The sequence below is a fragment of the Mesorhizobium sp. B2-4-15 genome (assembly GCF_006658505.1).
Lineage (GTDB): Bacteria > Pseudomonadota > Alphaproteobacteria > Rhizobiales > Rhizobiaceae > Mesorhizobium.
Window position 1 is genome coordinate 48,877 of record NZ_VFUZ01000011.1, and the last position, 17,478, is coordinate 66,354.

Below are 17,478 nucleotides of genomic sequence, written 5' to 3' on the forward strand. Positions count from 1 at the left end.
ACCGAGAGCTCCCGTTGAACGACTATTTCCTGCTACCGCTGGCCTCGCTGCCTTTTCCCAACATCAACCCGATCCTGATCCAGATCGGACCGCTGGCGGTGCACTGGTATGGCGTCGGCTACATCGTCGGCATCCTGTTTGCCTGGTGGTACGCCAAGCGGCTGGCCGCCAACCCCAAGCTCTGGGCGGACGGTGTCGTGCCGATGAAGCCGGAGGATCTCGACGATTTCATCGTCTGGGCGGCAATCGGCGTCGTGCTGGGCGGCCGAACCGGCTATGTGCTGTTCTACGACCTGCCGCGCTACATCGCGCATCCGCTCGACATCTTCGCCGTCTGGCAAGGCGGCATGTCCTTCCACGGCGGCCTGCTCGGCGTCATTCTCGCCATGACGCTGTTTTCCATCAGGCGCGGCATCCGCACCTGGTCGCTGTTCGATATCGTCGCCGCCGGCGTGCCCGTCGGCCTCGGCCTGGTGCGCGTCGCCAACTTCATCAATTCCGAGCTCTGGGGCCGACCGAGCGATGTGCCATGGGCGATCGAATTCCCCAATGGCGGCCCGTTTACCCGCCACCCCAGCCAACTCTACGAGGCGCTGCTCGAGGGCCTGGTGCTATTTGTCGTGCTGCGCATCCTCACCCATTCGCGCCTCAAGCTGAAGACGCCGCGCTTCGTCGGCGGCGCCTTCATCTGCGGTTACGGCCTGTCGCGCATCTTCGTCGAGTTCTTCCGCGAGCCGGACCAGCAACTCGGCTATCTCCTTGGCACCAACTGGCTGACCATGGGCATGATCCTGTCGACGCCGATGGTGCTGGCCGGCATCTGGGCGATGGCCACCGCCAAGCCGGTGACGCAGTCGCAGCCGCAGGCGACATGACGCGGCTGAAGGCCCGGATCGTCGACCTGATCGAGGCGCTTGGTCCCCTTCCCGTCAACGAATACATCGCGCTGTGCCTGTTCGACCCCTCGGACGGCTACTACACGACGCGCGAGCCCTTCGGTGCCGCCGGCGATTTCGTCACCGCGCCGGAGATCAGCCAGATGTTCGGCGAACTGATCGCCGTCTGGCTCTACCAGGCGTGGCTGGCGATCGGCCGCCCGATGCCGGTGACCATCGCCGAGATCGGCCCAGGCCGTGGCACGCTGATGAAGGACATGCTGCGCACCCTGTCGCGGCTCGACCCGGCGCTGGCCAATGGTGCTGACTTCGCCATGATCGAGACCAGCCCGCGCCTGGCCGAGGTGCAGAAGCAGACGCTTGGCGCGACACCGTTCGCGGTTCGGTGGCACGAAGCCATCGACACGCTGCCTCGTCAGCCGCTGCTGATCGTTGGCAACGAACTGTTCGACGCCGTCCCCATCCGCCAGTTCGTGCGCGCCGGCGCCGGCTGGCGCGAGCGGATGATCGGCCTCGATGATGAGAACAATCTTTGCTTCTTCGCCGGTGCCGGCTCCGTCGACCCGGCGCTGCTGCCGGCCGATGCCGCAAATGCACCGCAAGGCGTGGTCGCCGAAGTGGCACCGGCCCGCACGGCCCTGATGGCGGCCATCGTCGGGCGCATGGCCCGAGACGGTGGCGCCGGGCTGTTCCTCGACTATGGCCATCTGCAGCCGGGTGTCGGCGACACGCTGCAGGCCTTGCGCCGGCACAATCACGAAGATGTGCTGGCCAATCCGGGCGAAGCCGATCTCACCACCCATGTCGATTTCGCCGCCCTTGCCGCGACCGTGCGCGCGCACGGTTTTGACGCCCACCTGTCGACGCAGGGCGATTTCCTGCTCGGCATGGGCATTCTCGAGCGTGCCGGCAGGCTTGGCGCCGATGCCAGCCAGGCGGCGCGCGACAAGATCACCGGCGATGTCGAACGCCTCGCCGGGCCGCAGGCCATGGGCGAGCTGTTCAAGGTGCTTGCCGTCCTGCCGCGCGGCGTCGCCGTCCGGCCTTTTGCCACGACGGATTGACTTTTCACCGCTCCCCCTCCCAATCTCCCGTCCGGTAAAAGAGCGGCCGGACCGCCGGCCGCTTTTTCTTGACGAAACCGCTCACACGGACAACAACGCCCGCATGCTGAATCAGACCAAACCGGATCCCGTTCGGTCGCCGCTGCTGGACAAGGCGCAGGCTCACGGCATCCGCCACGGCTATTTCACCCGCGTCGGCGGCGTCTCGGCCGGCATCTACCAGGGCCTCAACATCGGCACCGGATCGTATGACGACCAGGCGCTGGTCGCCGAGAACCGCCGTCGTGTCGCCGCCTGGATGGGCGTGCCGGCGACCCATCTGTTGACCGCCTGGCAGATCCATTCGCCCGACGTCATCATTGCCCGGGAGCCCTTTGCCGGCGAGCGGCCCAAGGCCGATGCCATCGTCACCGACCGGCCCGGCATCGCCATCGGCGCCTCGACCGCCGACTGCGGCCCGGTGCTCTTTGCCGATGCCCAAGCACGCATCATCGGCGCGGCGCATGCCGGCTGGAAGGGCGCCTTCACCGGCGTGCTCGAAAACACCGTTCTCGCCATGGAAAGCCTCGGCGCCCGGCGTGAGAACATCGTCGCCGTGCTCGGTCCTTCGATCGGACCTGACAATTACGAGGTCGGGCCTGAATTCGTCGCCCGCTTCGTCGAGGCCGATGATGAAAACGCCGCCTATTTCACGCCCTCCGCCAATGCCGGCCACGCCATGTTCGACCTCAACCGCTACACGGTCGACCGGCTGGCCAAGGCTGGCGTTATCGCCGAGGGCCTCGGCCGCTGCACCTATGCCGAGGAAGATCTGTTTTACTCCTACCGGCGCACCACGCACCGCAAGGAGCCTGATTACGGCCGGCAGGTTTCGGCGATCGTCTTGGAGAGGGTATAATGGCGCTGCATTTTGAACGATCCGAATTCGACGCGCGGCGCGACCGCCTGATGATCGAGATGGCCGAAAAGAAGCTCGACGCCATCCTGCTGTTCGCGCAGGAGAGCATGTACTGGCTGACCGGCTATGACACGTTCGGCTTCTGCTTCTTCCAGTGCCTGGTGGTGAAGGCAGACGGCTCGATGGTGTTGCTCACCCGCTCGGCCGATCTGCGCCAGGCGCGCCAGACCTCGATCATCGACAACATCGTGCTGTGGACCGACCGCAATGGCGCCAACCCGGCGGTCGACCTGCGCAACCTGCTCAACGAACTCGACCTGCTTGGCGCCCGTATCGGCGTCGAATACGACACCCATGGGCTGACCGCCTACAATGGCCGCCGGCTGGACGAGCAGCTGCAGACCTTCGGCCAGATCGCCGACGCATCCGGCATCGTCGGACGGCTGCGCCTGTTCAAGAGCCCAGCCGAGATCGCCAAGGCTGAGAAGGCCGCCAACCTCTCCGACGACGCGCTGGACGCGGCACTGCCGCTGATCAAGCAAGGCGGCGACGAAGCCCTGATTCTCGCCGCCATGCAGGGCGCCGTCTTTGCCGGCGGCGGCGACTATCCGGCCAACGAATTCATCATCGGCTCCGGTGTCGACGCGCTGCTGTGCCGCTACAAGGCCGGCCGCCGCAAGCTCACCAAGAACGATCAGCTGACGCTCGAATGGGCCGGCGTATTCCATCATTACCATGCGCCGATGATGCGCACGGTGCTGACCGGAAAGGTCTCCAAGCGCCATCAGGAACTGTTCGACGCGGCGCGCGCCGCGCTTCTCGCCGTCGAAAAGGCGATGACGCCCGGAAACACATTCGGCGACGTCTTCGACGCCCATGCCCGCACCATGGAGGCGCATGGCCTGACCAAGCATCGGCTGAACGCCTGCGGCTACTCGGTCGGCGCGCGCTTCACACCGTCCTGGATGGACATGCCGATGTTCATCCAGGGCAATCCCGAGCCGATCGCGCCGAACATGACCCTGTTCGCCCACATGATCATCATGGATTCCGACACCGAGACGGCGATGACGCTTGGCCGCACCTACCTGATAACCGAATCCCAGCCGAAGCCGCTCTCCCGCCATGATCTCGACTTGATCGTGCAGTGAAACCACAATGGGAGGCGTTCTTCGCCAAGGAGTTAGAAGGCAAATGAGACGATCGCGTGTGACGACCGTGTCATTGCTTGTGGCACTGGCTCTGGCGGCCTGCACCAACGCAAAGGACGTTCTCGAACCTTCCGCAATCACCCCGCCGGCCACCTCGGCGCCGGCAGCGCAGGGCGGCGCGGCGGCGGCTGTTCCGGCCCCGGCGTCATCAGCCGCGCCCGCCACCACCACGGCGGGTGCGCCTGCCGCCACCACTCCGGTCACGCCCGCACAGGCCGCCGCCATCCTTGCCAAAACCCGGCTGCAGATCGCGCCGATCGTTGGCGCTTCGGTGGAAGCCGCCACCCCGCTGACGGCGGAACTGCAGGCGCGCGCCAAGCAGCGCGGCATCACGCTTGCCGGCAGTCAGGATCAGACCGCGACCCATGTGCTCAAGGGCTACTTCTCGGCGATCTCGGAGGGCAAGGACACCACCGTCATCTATGTCTGGGACGTCTACGACCCCTCCGGCAACCGCCTGCACCGTATCAACGGCCAGATGAAGGCGCCTGCGGTCAATTCCGGCAACAGCGGGGGCGCCGACAGCTGGAAGGCGGTCTCGCCCGCCACCATGCAGGCGATCGCCGACCAGACCATCGACCAGTTCGCGGCGTTTCTTGGCGGCAAGGCGAGTTGAGGTGTTGCCAGCCGGCGTTGCCCAACAGCTTTCTTGAGCTTAGCCGGCGGATTCCCGATCTCGGCGCTTGCAATACCGGCGCGGGCCGCTAAAAGCCCGGTTAAAAGGTACAGGAGAGTCCGTCAGGCCTCTCCACCCTCCACCAGGAACGGTGCATGAAACTCTTCGCGGGCAATTCCAACAGGGTGCTGGCCGAAGCGGTCGCCCGCTATCTCAACATCCCGCTGGGCAAGGCCAGTGTCAGGCGCTTCGCCGACCAGGAAATCTTCGTCGAAATCCAGGAAAACGTGCGCGGCGAGGATGTCTTCATCCTGCAGTCGACCTCGTTCCCGACCAACGATCACCTGATGGAACTGCTCATCATGATCGACGCCTTCATGCGCTCGTCGGCAAGGCGCATCACGGCGGTCATCCCTTATTTCGGCTATGCAAGGCAAGATCGCCGCGCCTCCGGCCGCACGCCGATCTCGGCCAAGCTGGTGGCCAACATGATCACCCGCGCTGGCGTCAACCGGGTTTTGACGCTGGACCTTCATGCCGGCCAGATCCAGGGCTTCTTCGACATTCCGACCGACAATCTGTTCTCGGTGCCTGTGATGGCCCGCGACGTGAAGGCGAAATACAAGCAGCTCGGCAATGTCGTGGTGGTGTCGCCCGATATTGGCGGCGTGGTGCGGGCACGCGCGCTGGCCAAGCGCTTCGACGCGCAGCTCGCCATCGTCGACAAGCGCCGTGAGCGCCCGGGTGAATCGGAAGTCATGAACATCATCGGCGCGGTCGCCGGAAAGGACTGCCTGCTGATCGACGACATCGTCGATTCCGGCGGCACGCTGTGCAATGCCGCCGATGCGCTGCTGGCCAACGGCGCCACCAGTGTCACCGCCTATATCACCCATGGCGTGCTCTCGGGCGGCGCGGTCGCCCGCATCAGCGGCTCGAAGCTGCAGGAGCTGGTGATCACCGATTCCATCCAGCCGACCCAGGCCGTGCTCGACGCCGCCAACATCCGCGTCATCTCGATCGCCGACCTGATCGGCGAGGCCATCTCGCGTACTGCGACCGAGGAATCGGTATCGAGCCTGTTCGACTAACCTTCTGGCGGCGGCAATCTGGCTCCGGCATGGGGCATCATCCGCCGCGGGCTTTCCCCGCTGTCGCGCGCGCCGCGCATGTAGCCGCGCGGCGAGGCACCAAGCATGCGCTTGAACATGGTGATGAAGGCCGGCACGCTGTCATAGCCGAGATCGAGCGCCACCCTGGTGATCGGCTCGCCATCGGCCAGCCGCGGCAGCGCCGCGAACAGGCAGGCCTGCTGGCGCCATGTCGACAGCGACAATCCGGTCTGGCGCTGGAAGGCGCGCGTGAAGGAGCGCCGGCTCATGCCGACGGCATCGGCCCATTCGTCGATCGTTGCGTGCGGCGAGGGTGCCGCGACAAAGCGCCGGCAGAGCGCCGCCAGTTTGGGATCGGCCGGGAACGGCAGGCCCAGTGGCCGTTCCGGCAGCTGCGGAATCTCATGCAGCAGAAGGTTCATGATCAGGCCGCCGCGCCCTTCCAGTTCGCCACCTTGCGGCAGCTTCTCGGATTCCACGATCAGGCTGTGCATGAGGTCGGTGATGCCGACCACGCGCATGCCTTCCGGCAGGCCAGGAATCGCCTGCGGCATGACATAGACGGACCGCATCGAGACATCGCCCAACATCTCGACGGAATGTTCGATGCCGGCCGGAATCCACATTGCATGGTCGGGCGGCACCATCCAGCGCCCGTGCCGCGTCGTCACCAGCACGACGCCCACCAGCGCATGCAGCAACTGACTGCGGCTGTGGTGGTGATGCGGCACGTGGTAGCCATCCGGATATTCGGTCGGCAAGACCACCGCCGGTCCAACCGCCTGCTCCAGCCACTGCCAACGCAGCCCGTGCAATCGCTCGAGATCCGTACGACCGGCGCCGAAAAGCTCCTTACCGTGCGGTATCATCATGCTCAGCTGGCCCACTTGCGAAACTATTGGACCAAACCACGAAAGAAGTAGCCTGGCAACCGGCTTATAAGGCTGCCTGCGGGAGCGTCCCGCTACGTTACCGCTGCGGGGCGAGAAAGCCCCGCAGCCTCAGTCCCGCGGCTCTGCCGCCAAAAAGACTACGGAGCCTATCTTGACCGATACGACAGCGAGCAGCGTCGCGACACCCGCGAGCGCCAGTCACGTTTCAGCCCAGGCGACGGCGTTCACCGTCATTCTGGCGGTGAGCCTCTGCCATTGCATCAACGACATCATGCAGTCGCTGCTATCGGCGATCTATCCGCTTCTGAAAGACAATTACGGCCTCGACTTCTGGCAGATCGGCCTGTTGACCTTCACCTTCCAGGTGACGGCCTCGCTGCTGCAGCCGATCATCGGCGCAATCACCGACAAGCGACCGATGCCTTACTCCCTGCCTTACGGCATGGCGGCGTCGCTGATCGGCCTTGTCGTGCTGGCCTATGCCGGGCACTATTACCTGCTCCTGATCGGCGCCTCGCTGATCGGCATCGGCTCGGCGATCTTCCATCCCGAATCCTCGCGCATCGCCCGCTTCGCTTCGGGCGGCCGGTTTGGCCTGGCCCAGTCGCTGTTCCAGGTCGGCGGCAATTTCGGCCAGTCCATGGGGCCCCTGCTGGCCGCCTTCATCGTCGTGCCCTTCGGCCAGACCAGCATCGCCTGGTTCGCCATCGGCTCGCTGATCGGCATCTTCATCCTGTGGCAGGTCGGCGGCTGGTACAGCCGTCTGCGCGCCGCGCAGGGCATCCGCAAGGCGGCAAGTTTCGTCTCGCCCTTCCCGCGCCGCAAGGTGATGTGGGCGCTGGCGGTGCTGACGCTGCTGGTGCTGACCAAGAACGCCTATATCGCCAGTCTCGCCAGCTACTACACCTTCTATTCCATCCATAAGTTCGGCGTGTCGGTGCAGATGAGCCAAGTGATGCTGTTCCTGTTCCTCGGCGCCTCGGCGCTGGGAATCCTGCTCGGTGGCCCGTTCGGCGACCGCTACGGGCAGAAGGCGATGATCTGGTTCTCGATCGTCGGCGTGCTGCCCTTCACGCTGGCGCTCCCCTACGCCAACATGGAATGGACGATGGTGCTGACGGTGCTGATCGGGCTGATCCTGTCGTCGGCCTTCTCCAACATCGTCGTCTTCGCGCAGGAGTTGGTGCCGGGCCGCGTCGGCATGATCGCCGGCATCTTCTTCGGCTTCGCCTTTGGCGTGGGCGGCATCGCGGCCGCCGTGCTCGGCGTCGTCGCCGACATGAAGGGCATCGATTTCGTCTTCCAGATCTGCTCGTACCTGCCGTTCCTCGGCCTGCTGACAGTGTTCCTGCCCAACATGAAGGAAGCCCGGAATCTGAGCGCGACCTGATCCCTCACAAGTTGAATATTGGCCCCCGCTGCGCATCCATCGGCTTGGAGACTTCAAAGCATTGCTGGAAAGGTGCGCAGTGGCTCCGCCGGACCTTCGTAAAAACAAAGGCTTAGAGCGGGTCCACTGCTCCACAACGTTAAACGCTCCAGGATATTGCCTTAATCAGGCTCGGGCCTCAGCCGCAGGCCATCGACGAAAACATCCACCAGCCGAATGACCGTTTCTTGCCAACCCGGTTGCTCGCGCGTGTAGCACATGCCGATCAGCGCGCGCATCACGTCCTCGGACGCGATGTCGTCGCGTATCTCGCCGGCGGCAATCGCCGCCTTCATCAGATCGCCGACGGAGCGCCCCAGCTGTGCGGCCGAATAGGCAAACAATTCCGTCGAGCTGCCGGCGGCCGGCGCCAACGCCGCAAGCATGCCTTTCTTGGTGGCAACCATGCCGATATTGGCGTGAAGCCATAGGCGAAGCGCTTCGAGGGGCGGCCTCTCCGCCGCCAGCGACTTGGCGAGTTCGACTAGCTGGTCGACTTCACGGCGATAGACTGCCTGGAACAGCGACTCGCGGGTCGGGAAATGCCTGTAGAGCGTGCCGATGCCGACGCCGGCCGAACGAGCAACGGCCTCGAGGCTGGCATCCGGCCCACCGACACTGAACACGTCGCGCGCGGCAACCAGCAGCTGTTCCCGATTCCGAAGCGAATCCGAGCGCGGTTTGCGGCTTGTCTTTTCGGACGCATGGTCCATCTTCCTGTCATCCCTCCTTTTTGCTTGCAAAGCGGAGGCATCCTCCGTATAGTGCTTTGGACATCGGAACGCAACCTTTGCATAGGTGACGCACGTCCACCTTCGTTGCGGTTTGCTGCCTCACTCGCACAGCCGCCCAGCCACGTCGATACATTCTGACACATCACCGATTGGAGAGAAAATGTCTCTGTCCATAAGCCTTACCGTCAATGGCGCCAGCAAGGTGGTGCCAATTGAAGACCCAAGGGTGACGCTGCTTGATCTGTTGCGCGAGCGGCTTGTTCTGACCGGAACCAAGAAGGGCTGCGATCGTGGCCAATGCGGCGCCTGCACGGTGCTGGTGGACGGCCGGCGCATCAACGCCTGCCTGGCGCTTGCCGTCAGTGTTGATGGCGCCGACATACTTACCATCGAGGGCCTCGCCAAGGGCGACCGGCTGGATCCGGTGCAGGCCGCCTTCATCGAACATGACGGCTTCCAGTGCGGCTTCTGCACGCCGGGCCAGATCATGAGCGCGACTGGACTGATCCGCGAAGGCGAGGCGGACGGTGACCCGGAGCGGGTCCGCGAAGGCATGAGCGGAAATCTCTGCCGTTGTGGTGCACATGCCGGCATCATTGAAGCCGTGCTGGACGCGCAGCGGCGCGTTGCCGAGCAGGAACGGAGGATCGCATGAACCTGTTTGAATATATTCGGCCCGCTTCGACAGCCGAGGCGGTCACGGCTGCTTCCGAACCTGGCGCCGCCTATCTTGCCGGCGGGACCAACCTGCTCGATCTGATGAAGGTCGGCGCGATTCATCCCGGTCGGTTGGTTGATGTCACCCGCCTGCCCGGACTCGACCGCATCGAGCAGCTTGCCGATGGCGGGATGCGCATTGGCGCCATGGTGCGCAATGCCGACATCGCGCGCGATCCCATCTTCGCCAAAGCCTACCCCTCAGTGGCCGAGGCACTGCTTTCGGGCGCCTCGCCACAGTTGCGCAACGCGGCCACGGTTGGCGGCAATCTCTTGCAGCGCACGCGGTGCGCATATTTCCAGGACGCCGCCAGCGCTTGCAACCGTCGTGATCCGGGCGCCGGCTGTGACGCGCGCGAGGGTGAGAACCGCGCCCACGCCGTGCTTGGCTGGTCGCAGTCCTGTATCGCCACGCATCCATCCGATTTCTGCGTGCCGCTGGTCGCGCTTGATGCGGTGGTCGAGATCGAGGGTCCGAACGGAGGCCGCGAAGTGCCGCTGGAAGAATTTCACCTGCTCCCCGGCACGACGCCCGAGCGTGAAAATGTCTTGGGCGCAGGCGAGTTGATCACCGGCCTTCGCCTCCCAGCCGATGCCTCCGGCTTCCGGTCTCACGCCCGCTATCTCAAATTGCGGGAGCGCACTTCCTTCGCTTTCGCTCTCGTCTCGGCGGCCGCCGCGTTGCGGATCGAGGGAGAGACCATCCGCGCAGCCCGGCTCGCGCTTGGCGGCGTCGCCGCCAAACCGTGGCGCGCCCGCGCTGCCGAAGCGCTGCTGACAGGCGCAAAGCCAGATGCCGAAATCTTCGCCGGGGCAGCCGAAGTCGCACTCGCCGAAGCAAGGCCCTCGGGTGACAACGCTTACAAGATTGAACTCGCGAAGCGGCTGGTGAAGCGCGCTTTCCTTCTGGCGGCGGCCGGCACGCCGGAACGCGTACCCGCACTGCCTGCCTCCGTCTTCGTGTCCGATACCGGAGTTCCCACTCATGCCTGACACCATCCCCTTCCGCGCCCAAAATGTCCGCATGGGCTCTTCGAGCGGCCAGCCGCTGACCCGTCGCGACGGCTTTCTCAAGGTCACCGGTGCGGCGACCTACGCCGCCGACAATCATCCTGAAAACCTGCTGCACGCGGTGGTCGCGGTGAGCACCATCGCGCGCGGCCGCGTCGCCTCGCTCGACGTCGATGCGGCGAAGGCACACCCCGGCGTGGTCGAAGTCATAACGCCTGCAAACCGCATCCCGCTGGCGCTCGACCCGGACGTCAAGGTCGGCCTGTTCGGCTTCCGCATCGAAGCGCTGCAGGACGACCGGGTTCGCTACGCCAACCAGCCAATCGCGCTGGTCGTCGCCGAGACGCTGGAGGCGGCCACCGAAGGTGTTCGCTTGCTGGCGCCGCGCTACGACGTCGAGCAGACGCGGATCAGCTTCGGTGATGGTGAAGCGTTCGAGCCTGTGGCGGTCGCTTTCGGCTCTCCGCCAGTGGCTGCGGTCGGCGATCTCGGTGCAGGCCTGGCGGCTGCATCGCATCGTGTCGAGGCAAGCTATGTCACGCCGGCCCAATACCACAACGCCATGGAGCCGCATGCCATGGTCGCTTCATGGGACGGCGACAGGCTGACGCTTGATACGCCGAACCAGGCGATCGTCTTGTCTCGCGCCGCGTTTGCCGCCTACTTCGGCATACCGGCTGAAAATGTACTGCTGCGCAGCCCGTTCCTGGGTGGTGGCTTCGGCTCGAAAGCCATCATGAACGGGCCTTACATCCTCTGCATCCTGGCGGCGCGCATGCTTGGCCGCCCGGTGAAGATGGTGTTGCCGCGGGCCCAGATGTTCGGCCCTGTTGGCCATCGCGGCGCGACCCGGCAGACCTTGCGCCTCGGCACCGACGCGGACGGTCGACTGACGGCATTGGAGCATGATGCGGTGGCTACCACCTCCAGCTTCGACGACTTTCTGGAACCGGCAGCCAACGCGTCGCTGAACCTCTATGCCAGCCCGACGATAGTTGCCCGGCATCACGGTCTGCGTCTCGACATCGGCACACCGGGACCGATGCGGGCGCCGGGCGAAGCGTCCGGTTCGGCGGCACTAGAATCCGCCATGGACGAGGCGGCGTTGGCCTGCGGGCTCGATCCATTGGAATTCCGCCTGCGCAACTACGCCGAAAACGACCCGGCTTCAGGCAAGCCGTTCTCCGCCAAGTCTCTGCGCGAATGCTATGCTCAGGGCGCCGAAGCGTTCGGCTGGGCCGGCCGCGCGCTGGAACCGTGCCGGATGCGCGACGAAGCCGGACAGCTTGTCGGCTGGGGCATGGGCAGTGCCATATTCCATGCGCCGATGTTCCAGGCCGAGGCTCGCGCTACGCTCCGCGCCGACGGCACCGCCCTGGTCGAGACGGCCGGAGCCGACATGGGTCAGGGCGCGTGGACGGCACTTGCCCAGATTGCCGCCGATGGGCTGGGGCTCGATATCGACAAGATAGAATTCCGTTCCGGGTCCTCGGACCTCCCCGACGGCGGCGTGGCCGGCGGCTCCGGCCATACCGCAACGGCCGGCAGCGCGCTCCACAACGCCGGTACCGACGTCATCTCCAAGCTGACCGAACTGGCCGTCAACGATCGCGACTCGCCCTTGTTCGGTGCCGGCAATGCCGGGGTCGATGCGCGGCACGGACGACTTTACCACCGCGATGACGAAGCCCGGAGTGAGAGCTATCAGAGCATCCTTGCGCGAGCGGGCTTGACGAACCTTGAAGGAAACGGCCGTGGCGGCCGTGATCCGGCCAGCGCGGAGCAGCGAGCGATGTTTTCGCATGGCGCCGTCTTCGCCGAGGTCAAGGTCGACCCGGACCTGGGTCAGGTGAAGGCCACACGTCTCGTCGGTGCCTTTGCCGCCGGACGCATCATCAACCCGAAGCTGGCGAGGAGCCAGCTTTATGGCGGCATGATCTGGGGCATTTCCTTCGCGTTGCACGAAGAGGCGCTCCACGACCGCCGCACAGGCCGGCCGATGAACGCCGATCTCGCCGGTTATCACATTCCGGTCCATGCCGACATTCCCGACATGGAGGTGCTGCTGATCGATGAAGTCGATCCCTACGTTAACGGGCTGGGTATCAAGGGGGTTGGGGAGATAGGCATCACCGGCACCGTCGGTGCCATCGCCAACGCGATCTGGCACGCCACCGGGGTCAGGGCGCGTCGCTTTCCGATCCGGATCGAGGACATCATTGTCGGCTGAGAAGCTCGAGGTCCGCGCGTAAGCGGAGACCAACCACAAAGGCACCCGCATGATGGCGGGTGCCTTTCTCTGCTCCGTTCCGAGAGCTTACGACTTGAAGAAGGCCAGCAGGTCGGCGTTGATCACGTCGGCATGCGTCGTGGCCATGCCGTGCGGATAACCCTTGTAGACCTTGAGCTCGCCCTTCCTGAGCAGCTTGATGGTCAGCAGCGCCGAGTCGGCGATCGGGACGATCTGGTCGTCGTCGCCATGCATGACCAGCACCGGCACGTCGATCTTCTTGAGGTCCTCGGTGAAGTCGGTCTCCGAGAAGGCCTTGATGCAATCATAATGCGCCTTGGTGCCGCCCATCATGCCCTGGCGCCACCAATTGTCGATGACCCCTTGCGAAACCTCGGCGCCTGGACGGTTGAAGCCATAGAACGGACCGGCCGGGACGTCGCGGAAAAACTGGGCGCGGTTGGCTGCCTGGGCGGAGCGGAAACCGTCGAACACCTCGATCGGCAAGCCGCCGGGATTGGCCGGCGTCTTGACCATGATCGGCGGCACCGCGCCGATCAGCACCGCCTTGGCGACACGGCCGCCCGAGCCATACTTCGCGACGTAGCGCGCCACCTCGCCGCCGCCGGTCGAGTGGCCGACATGGATGGCGTCCTTGAGGTCGAGATGCGCGACAAGTTCAGCCACATCGGCCGCATAGGTATCCATCTCGTTGCCGATATCCGTCTGGGTCGAGCGGCCATGGCCGCGCCGGTCATGGGCGATGACGCGGTAGCCCTTCGACAGAAAGAAAAGCATCTGAGCGTCCCAGTCGTCGCTGCTCAATGGCCAGCCATGGTGGAAGACGATCGGCTGACCGGTTCCCCAGTCCTTGTAATAGATCTGCGTGCCGTCCTTGGTGGTGATCGTGCCGCTGCCCGAGCCGGACTTGGTCTGCGCTATCATCTCAATCTCCCTTCGACAGTTGTCGCGATAAACAATATCGCGATATTAATATCGCTAACGCGGCTCACGCCCTCTGTCCACAAAAATACGTATCGCGATATCATTTTCGTGGTACTGAGCCCATAAGTTGCAAAACAAGGAATGCGTCGTGCCTCTCCCGTTGGACAGTCAGCTCTGCTTCACGCTTTATGCCACGAGCATGGCCATCAACCGCACATATAAACCCATGCTGAACGAGATGGGGATCACCTATCCGCAATATCTCGTGCTCAACGCACTGGGTGAAGCCGACGGCATCTCGGTCGGCACGATCGCCCACCGGCTCGCCCTGGAATCGAGCACCATCACGCCGCTGGTGAAGCGGATGGAGCAGGCCGGATTGGTGACCCGCCAGCGCAGCCGGACCGACGAGCGCCAGGTTCAGGTCGACCTGACGGCCGCCGGGCGCGCGCTGCTTGTCCGGTGCAATTGCCTGAACGAAACCCTGATCGAGCGCTCAGGCATGACGCTGGCCGACCTCAACGCCCTCAATCGGCAAGTCCAGGCGCTGCGCGATGCCCTGACCGGCGACCAGTAGCCAGTGCCGTTTCCGGCCATGGCTTGCACCCCCGGCCGCCTTCCGCTATAGAGCCGCCACCCGCGTAGACACCCTTGGAGGCAACGCGGCGGAAGGCTGCCTTCCCCTTGTGATCCCGAACAAAGATCCGCTCGCCGCGGTTCCGGCATTCGGGCATCGAGGACAGGCGGCTTTCGACGTTTACGGCTTGGGCACACTGCTCTCCGCAAACGCTCCATAACACGCGAAAGGAAAAGCCATGAGCCACGATGCTTACGAGCTCAAGGCCGAAGCGCGCGAACAGGTCGGTAAGGGGTCCGCCCGTGCAGTTCGCCGCAACGGTAAAGTGCCTGCAGTAATCTACGGTGACAAGCAGCCTCCCCTGGCGATCGCTCTCACCTACAAGGACATCTACTACAAGATCCATGGCGGCGGGTTTCTGACCACGGTCGCCACGATCGATGTCGACGGCAAGAAGATCCAGGTCCTGCCGAAGGACTTCCAGCTCGACCCGGTGAAGGACTTCCCGATGCACGTCGATTTCCTGCGCATCGGCAAGGACACCGAAGTCAATGTCGATGTGCCCGTGCACTTCGTCAATGAAGACAAGTCGCCCGGCATCAAGCGCGGCGGCGTGCTCAACATCGTGCGTCACGAGGTCGAGTTCCACTGCCCGGCCAATGCGATCCCGGAATTCATCACCGTCGATCTCACCGGCGCCGATATCGGCGATTCGATCCACATCTCGGCGGTCAAGCTGCCGGCCGGCGTCAAGCCGGTCATCTCCGATCGCGACTTCACCATCGCCACCATTGCCGGTTCGGCGGCGATGAAGCCGGAGACGGAAGAGACGGCTGAAGCGGCTGCTCCCGAAGCGGCTCCCGCCGCCGAAGAGAAGTAAGTCTTTCCCGCCCGGAGTTGACGATGCTGCTGTTTGCAGGACTCGGCAATCCGGGCGCGAAGTACGCCAGCAACCGGCACAATGTCGGCTTCATGGCGGCGGACGCCATCGCCCGCCGCCATTCCTTTTCGCCTTGGTCGAAGAAATTCCAGGGCCTGATCGCCGAGGGCATGCTCGGCGGCGAAAAGGTCATCCTGATCAAGCCGCAGACCTTCATGAACCTGTCTGGCCAGTCGGTCGGCGAGGCGCTGCGCTTCTACAAGCTCGAACCGTCCGCGCTCACCGTCTTCTACGACGAGATCGACCTTGCCGAAGGCAAGCTGCGCATCAAGACCGGCGGCGGCGCCGGCGGCCACAACGGCATCCGCTCGATCGACGGCCATGTCGGCAACACCTATCGCCGCGTGCGCATCGGCGTCGGCCATCCCGGCGTCAAGGAAATGGTCCAGCACCATGTGCTCGGCGATTTCGCCAAGGCCGACCGCGAATGGCTGGAACCGCTGCTGGACGCGATCGCCGACAATGCCGCGATGATCGTCAAGGGCGATGAATCCGGATTCATGAACAAGGCCGCGCTCGCCGTCCAGGGCAAGGCAGCAGCCGAGTCGGACAAGCCGGCGCAGAAGCAGGCGCCAAAACAACAGAGCCATATCCGCCAGGCGCGGCAGCAACAGGCGCCTGCCAAGCTGCCCGAAACCGGACCGATGGCCGCCATGCTGAAGAAACTGTTCGGAAAAGACTAGAAACCAGGGCGGCCGGCGTCGGCATGGGCGATGCCGACCTCTACACCAACTACATCGCCCCCGATCTTCGAAGGGCCCGATCCTCGAAGGGCTTGACGTTCCTCACCCCTAACCCCATAGCCCTGATCAAATTTCGATTTCCCGATAGGACTAGACGAAAATGGGTTTCAAATGCGGCATCGTTGGCTTGCCCAACGTCGGCAAGTCGACGCTTTTCAACGCGTTGACCAGGACGGCGGCGGCGCAGGCCGCCAACTATCCGTTCTGCACGATCGAACCGAATACCGGCGAGGTGGCGGTGCCCGATCCGCGCCTGCAAAAGATCGCCGAGATCGCCAAGTCGAAGGAGATCATCCCGACCCGCATCTCCTTCGTCGACATTGCCGGCCTGGTGCGCGGCGCCTCCAAGGGCGAAGGGCTGGGCAACCAATTCCTCGCCAACATCCGCGAGGTCGACGCCATCGTGCACGTGCTGCGCTGCTTCGAGGATGACGACATCACCCATGTCGAAGGCCGCATCGATCCCGTCGCCGACGCCGAGACGGTCGAGACCGAGCTGATGCTCGCCGATCTCGACAGCCTGGAGCGCCGCATCGTGCAGATCCGCAAGCGCGCCTCGACCAAGGACAAGGAAGCGACATCGGTGCTGCCGATGATGGAGGCCGCGCTCGAGCTGCTGCAGGCCGGCAAGCCGACCCGCATCCTGCTCAAGGGCATTTCGGCCGAGGACCTGCGCATCCTGCAGGGACTGAACCTCTTGACCTCGCACCCTGTGCTCTATGTCTGCAACGTCGCCGAGGCCGACGCCGCCACCGGCAACGAGCACACAAAGGCCGTCGAGAAAATGGCGACCGCGCAAGGCGCCCGCACCGTCGTCATCTCGGCGGCGATCGAGGCCGAGGTCGCCCAGCTCAGCGATGAGGAAGAGATGGAATTCCTGTCTTCGCTCGGTCTCGACGAGCCGGGCCTGAACAAGGTCATCCGCGCCGGCTACGAGCTGCTGCAGCTCATCACCTATTTCACCGCCGGTCCGAAGGAAACCCGCGCCTGGACCGTCCACAAGGGCGACAAGGCGCCGCAAGCCGCCGGCGTCATCCACACCGATTTCGAACGCGGCTTCATCCGCGCCCAGACCATCGCCTACAATGACTATGTCACGCTGGGCGGCGAAGTGGCCGCCAAGGAAGCCGGCAAGGCGCGCGACGAAGGCAAGGAATATGTCGTCCAGGATGGCGACGTCATGCTGTTCAAGTTCAACACCTGATCTGACGGAAGGCGCGCCACCGGTGGCGCGTGACGTTCGATCTTCGGCTGCGGGCCGCCGTTCAGCGGCGGTTTGAACGATACCGACCACCGGAAGCCGAGCCGGCGAAGCTGTCCTGGTACCGGCTCCTGGACGCGTTCTTCCGAGCGGGCAATGCCGTCCCGGCTCCAGTCCGGGCTCGTCTTGATTTTGTCATGTCACGGGTCTAAGCGGCGGACGCACGCTCGGCGCATGCGACGAAGAGCCGTGCATTCCGAC

The 17,478-nt window shown here is 64.5% G+C and carries 17 protein-coding genes; 14 read left to right on the forward strand and 3 right to left on the reverse strand.

The window, feature by feature from the left end:
- Positions 1–14: 14 nt before the first annotated feature.
- The 6 genes from lgt to FJ930_RS15035 all read left to right on the forward strand — a co-directional run bounded on the left by lgt (position 15) and on the right by FJ930_RS15035 (position 5,776).
- On the forward strand, positions 15–875 hold the full coding sequence (gene lgt, locus FJ930_RS15010) for a prolipoprotein diacylglyceryl transferase (protein ID WP_141838650.1): 861 nt from the start codon (positions 15–17) through the stop codon (positions 873–875).
- Positions 872–1,960, forward strand: a complete 1,089-nt coding sequence (locus tag FJ930_RS15015; RefSeq protein WP_141838652.1) for a class I SAM-dependent methyltransferase — start codon at positions 872–874, stop codon at positions 1,958–1,960. Before lgt ends, FJ930_RS15015 begins: the two co-directional genes overlap by 4 nt.
- A 103-nt stretch (positions 1,961–2,063) precedes the next feature.
- Positions 2,064–2,858 carry a peptidoglycan editing factor PgeF gene (gene pgeF / locus FJ930_RS15020; RefSeq protein ID WP_141838654.1) on the forward strand — a complete coding sequence of 265 codons (795 nt, stop codon included), beginning with the start codon at positions 2,064–2,066 and terminating at the stop codon, positions 2,856–2,858.
- Entirely contained in the window at positions 2,858–4,009 is a 1,152-nt protein-coding gene (locus FJ930_RS15025; RefSeq protein WP_141838656.1) for a Xaa-Pro peptidase family protein, read from the forward strand. Before pgeF ends, FJ930_RS15025 begins: the two co-directional genes overlap by 1 nt.
- 43 nt (positions 4,010–4,052) lie before the next feature.
- Positions 4,053–4,685 (forward strand): hypothetical protein, encoded by a 633-nt coding sequence (locus tag FJ930_RS15030; protein WP_141838658.1) that lies wholly within the window; start codon positions 4,053–4,055, stop codon positions 4,683–4,685.
- A 155-nt stretch (positions 4,686–4,840) separates the two neighbouring features.
- On the forward strand, positions 4,841–5,776 hold the full coding sequence (locus FJ930_RS15035; protein ID WP_140745451.1) for a ribose-phosphate pyrophosphokinase: 936 nt from the start codon (positions 4,841–4,843) through the stop codon (positions 5,774–5,776).
- Here FJ930_RS15035 and FJ930_RS15040 read toward each other — a convergent pair.
- The gene (locus tag FJ930_RS15040; RefSeq protein ID WP_141838847.1) at positions 5,773–6,663 is read right to left on the reverse strand and encodes a helix-turn-helix transcriptional regulator; all 891 of its coding nucleotides are present in this window, start codon (positions 6,661–6,663) and stop codon (positions 5,773–5,775) included. The genes FJ930_RS15035 and FJ930_RS15040 overlap by 4 nt on opposite strands.
- 178 nt (positions 6,664–6,841) lie before the next feature.
- Here FJ930_RS15040 and FJ930_RS15045 point away from each other — a divergent pair, with 178 nt between their 5' ends.
- Positions 6,842–8,080 (forward strand): MFS transporter, encoded by a 1,239-nt coding sequence (locus FJ930_RS15045; RefSeq protein WP_181763383.1) that lies wholly within the window; start codon positions 6,842–6,844, stop codon positions 8,078–8,080.
- A gap of 161 nt (positions 8,081–8,241) precedes the next feature.
- On the opposite strand, the gene FJ930_RS15050 is transcribed toward FJ930_RS15045, so the two are convergent.
- Positions 8,242–8,832, reverse strand: a complete 591-nt coding sequence (locus FJ930_RS15050; protein WP_141838662.1) for a TetR/AcrR family transcriptional regulator — start codon at positions 8,830–8,832, stop codon at positions 8,242–8,244.
- 181 nt (positions 8,833–9,013) lie between these two features.
- On the opposite strand from FJ930_RS15050, the gene FJ930_RS15055 reads away from it, so the two are divergent.
- The 3 genes from FJ930_RS15055 to FJ930_RS15065 are packed head-to-tail and all read left to right on the forward strand — an operon-like array spanning position 9,014 to position 12,811.
- Positions 9,014–9,508: a (2Fe-2S)-binding protein gene (locus FJ930_RS15055; protein ID WP_141838664.1), complete on the forward strand. Its 495-nt coding sequence runs from the start codon at positions 9,014–9,016 to the stop codon at positions 9,506–9,508.
- A complete protein-coding gene (locus tag FJ930_RS15060; protein WP_141838666.1) occupies positions 9,505–10,563 on the forward strand; it encodes a xanthine dehydrogenase family protein subunit M in 1,059 nt (352 codons plus the stop codon). Before FJ930_RS15055 ends, FJ930_RS15060 begins: the two co-directional genes overlap by 4 nt.
- Positions 10,556–12,811, forward strand: a complete 2,256-nt coding sequence (locus FJ930_RS15065) for a xanthine dehydrogenase family protein molybdopterin-binding subunit (RefSeq protein ID WP_141838668.1) — start codon at positions 10,556–10,558, stop codon at positions 12,809–12,811. Before FJ930_RS15060 ends, FJ930_RS15065 begins: the two co-directional genes overlap by 8 nt.
- Before the next feature lie 87 nt (positions 12,812–12,898).
- Here the strand turns inward: FJ930_RS15065 and FJ930_RS15070 are convergent, their stop codons facing one another.
- Positions 12,899–13,756, reverse strand: a complete 858-nt coding sequence (locus tag FJ930_RS15070; RefSeq protein ID WP_141838670.1) for an alpha/beta hydrolase — start codon at positions 13,754–13,756, stop codon at positions 12,899–12,901.
- Positions 13,757–13,904: 148 nt separating this feature from the next.
- Between FJ930_RS15070 and FJ930_RS15075 the strand changes: the two genes are divergently transcribed.
- From FJ930_RS15075 to ychF, 4 genes are all read left to right on the forward strand, one after another.
- Positions 13,905–14,333 (forward strand): MarR family transcriptional regulator, encoded by a 429-nt coding sequence (locus FJ930_RS15075; protein ID WP_140745456.1) that lies wholly within the window; start codon positions 13,905–13,907, stop codon positions 14,331–14,333.
- Positions 14,334–14,571: 238 nt separating this feature from the next.
- The gene (locus FJ930_RS15080; protein WP_140745458.1) at positions 14,572–15,213 is read left to right on the forward strand and encodes a 50S ribosomal protein L25/general stress protein Ctc; all 642 of its coding nucleotides are present in this window, start codon (positions 14,572–14,574) and stop codon (positions 15,211–15,213) included.
- A 23-nt stretch (positions 15,214–15,236) separates the two neighbouring features.
- A complete protein-coding gene (gene pth, locus FJ930_RS15085; protein WP_141838672.1) occupies positions 15,237–15,956 on the forward strand; it encodes an aminoacyl-tRNA hydrolase in 720 nt (239 codons plus the stop codon).
- A 160-nt stretch (positions 15,957–16,116) separates the two neighbouring features.
- Positions 16,117–17,220: a redox-regulated ATPase YchF gene (ychF, locus tag FJ930_RS15090; protein ID WP_141838674.1), complete on the forward strand. Its 1,104-nt coding sequence runs from the start codon at positions 16,117–16,119 to the stop codon at positions 17,218–17,220.
- The last annotated feature ends 258 nt before the right edge of the window (positions 17,221–17,478 follow it).

Excerpts from the sequence above, each read along its gene's own strand:
- FJ930_RS15015 (WP_141838652.1), top strand. The coding sequence starts at position 872 with ATGACGCGGCTGAAGGCCCGGATCGTCGACCTGATCGAGGCGCTTGGT.
- pgeF (WP_141838654.1), top strand. The coding sequence starts at position 2,064 with ATGCTGAATCAGACCAAACCGGATCCCGTTCGGTCGCCGCTGCTGGAC.
- FJ930_RS15025 (WP_141838656.1), top strand. The coding sequence starts at position 2,858 with ATGGCGCTGCATTTTGAACGATCCGAATTCGACGCGCGGCGCGACCGC.
- FJ930_RS15030 (WP_141838658.1), top strand. The coding sequence starts at position 4,053 with ATGAGACGATCGCGTGTGACGACCGTGTCATTGCTTGTGGCACTGGCT.
- FJ930_RS15035 (WP_140745451.1), top strand. The coding sequence starts at position 4,841 with ATGAAACTCTTCGCGGGCAATTCCAACAGGGTGCTGGCCGAAGCGGTC.
- FJ930_RS15050 (WP_141838662.1), bottom strand. The coding sequence starts at position 8,832 with ATGGACCATGCGTCCGAAAAGACAAGCCGCAAACCGCGCTCGGATTCG.
- FJ930_RS15055 (WP_141838664.1), top strand. The coding sequence starts at position 9,014 with ATGTCTCTGTCCATAAGCCTTACCGTCAATGGCGCCAGCAAGGTGGTG.
- FJ930_RS15060 (WP_141838666.1), top strand. The coding sequence starts at position 9,505 with ATGAACCTGTTTGAATATATTCGGCCCGCTTCGACAGCCGAGGCGGTC.
- FJ930_RS15065 (WP_141838668.1), top strand. The coding sequence starts at position 10,556 with ATGCCTGACACCATCCCCTTCCGCGCCCAAAATGTCCGCATGGGCTCT.
- FJ930_RS15070 (WP_141838670.1), bottom strand. The coding sequence starts at position 13,756 with ATGATAGCGCAGACCAAGTCCGGCTCGGGCAGCGGCACGATCACCACC.
- FJ930_RS15080 (WP_140745458.1), top strand. The coding sequence starts at position 14,572 with ATGAGCCACGATGCTTACGAGCTCAAGGCCGAAGCGCGCGAACAGGTC.
- pth (WP_141838672.1), top strand. The coding sequence starts at position 15,237 with ATGCTGCTGTTTGCAGGACTCGGCAATCCGGGCGCGAAGTACGCCAGC.
- ychF (WP_141838674.1), top strand. The coding sequence starts at position 16,117 with ATGGGTTTCAAATGCGGCATCGTTGGCTTGCCCAACGTCGGCAAGTCG.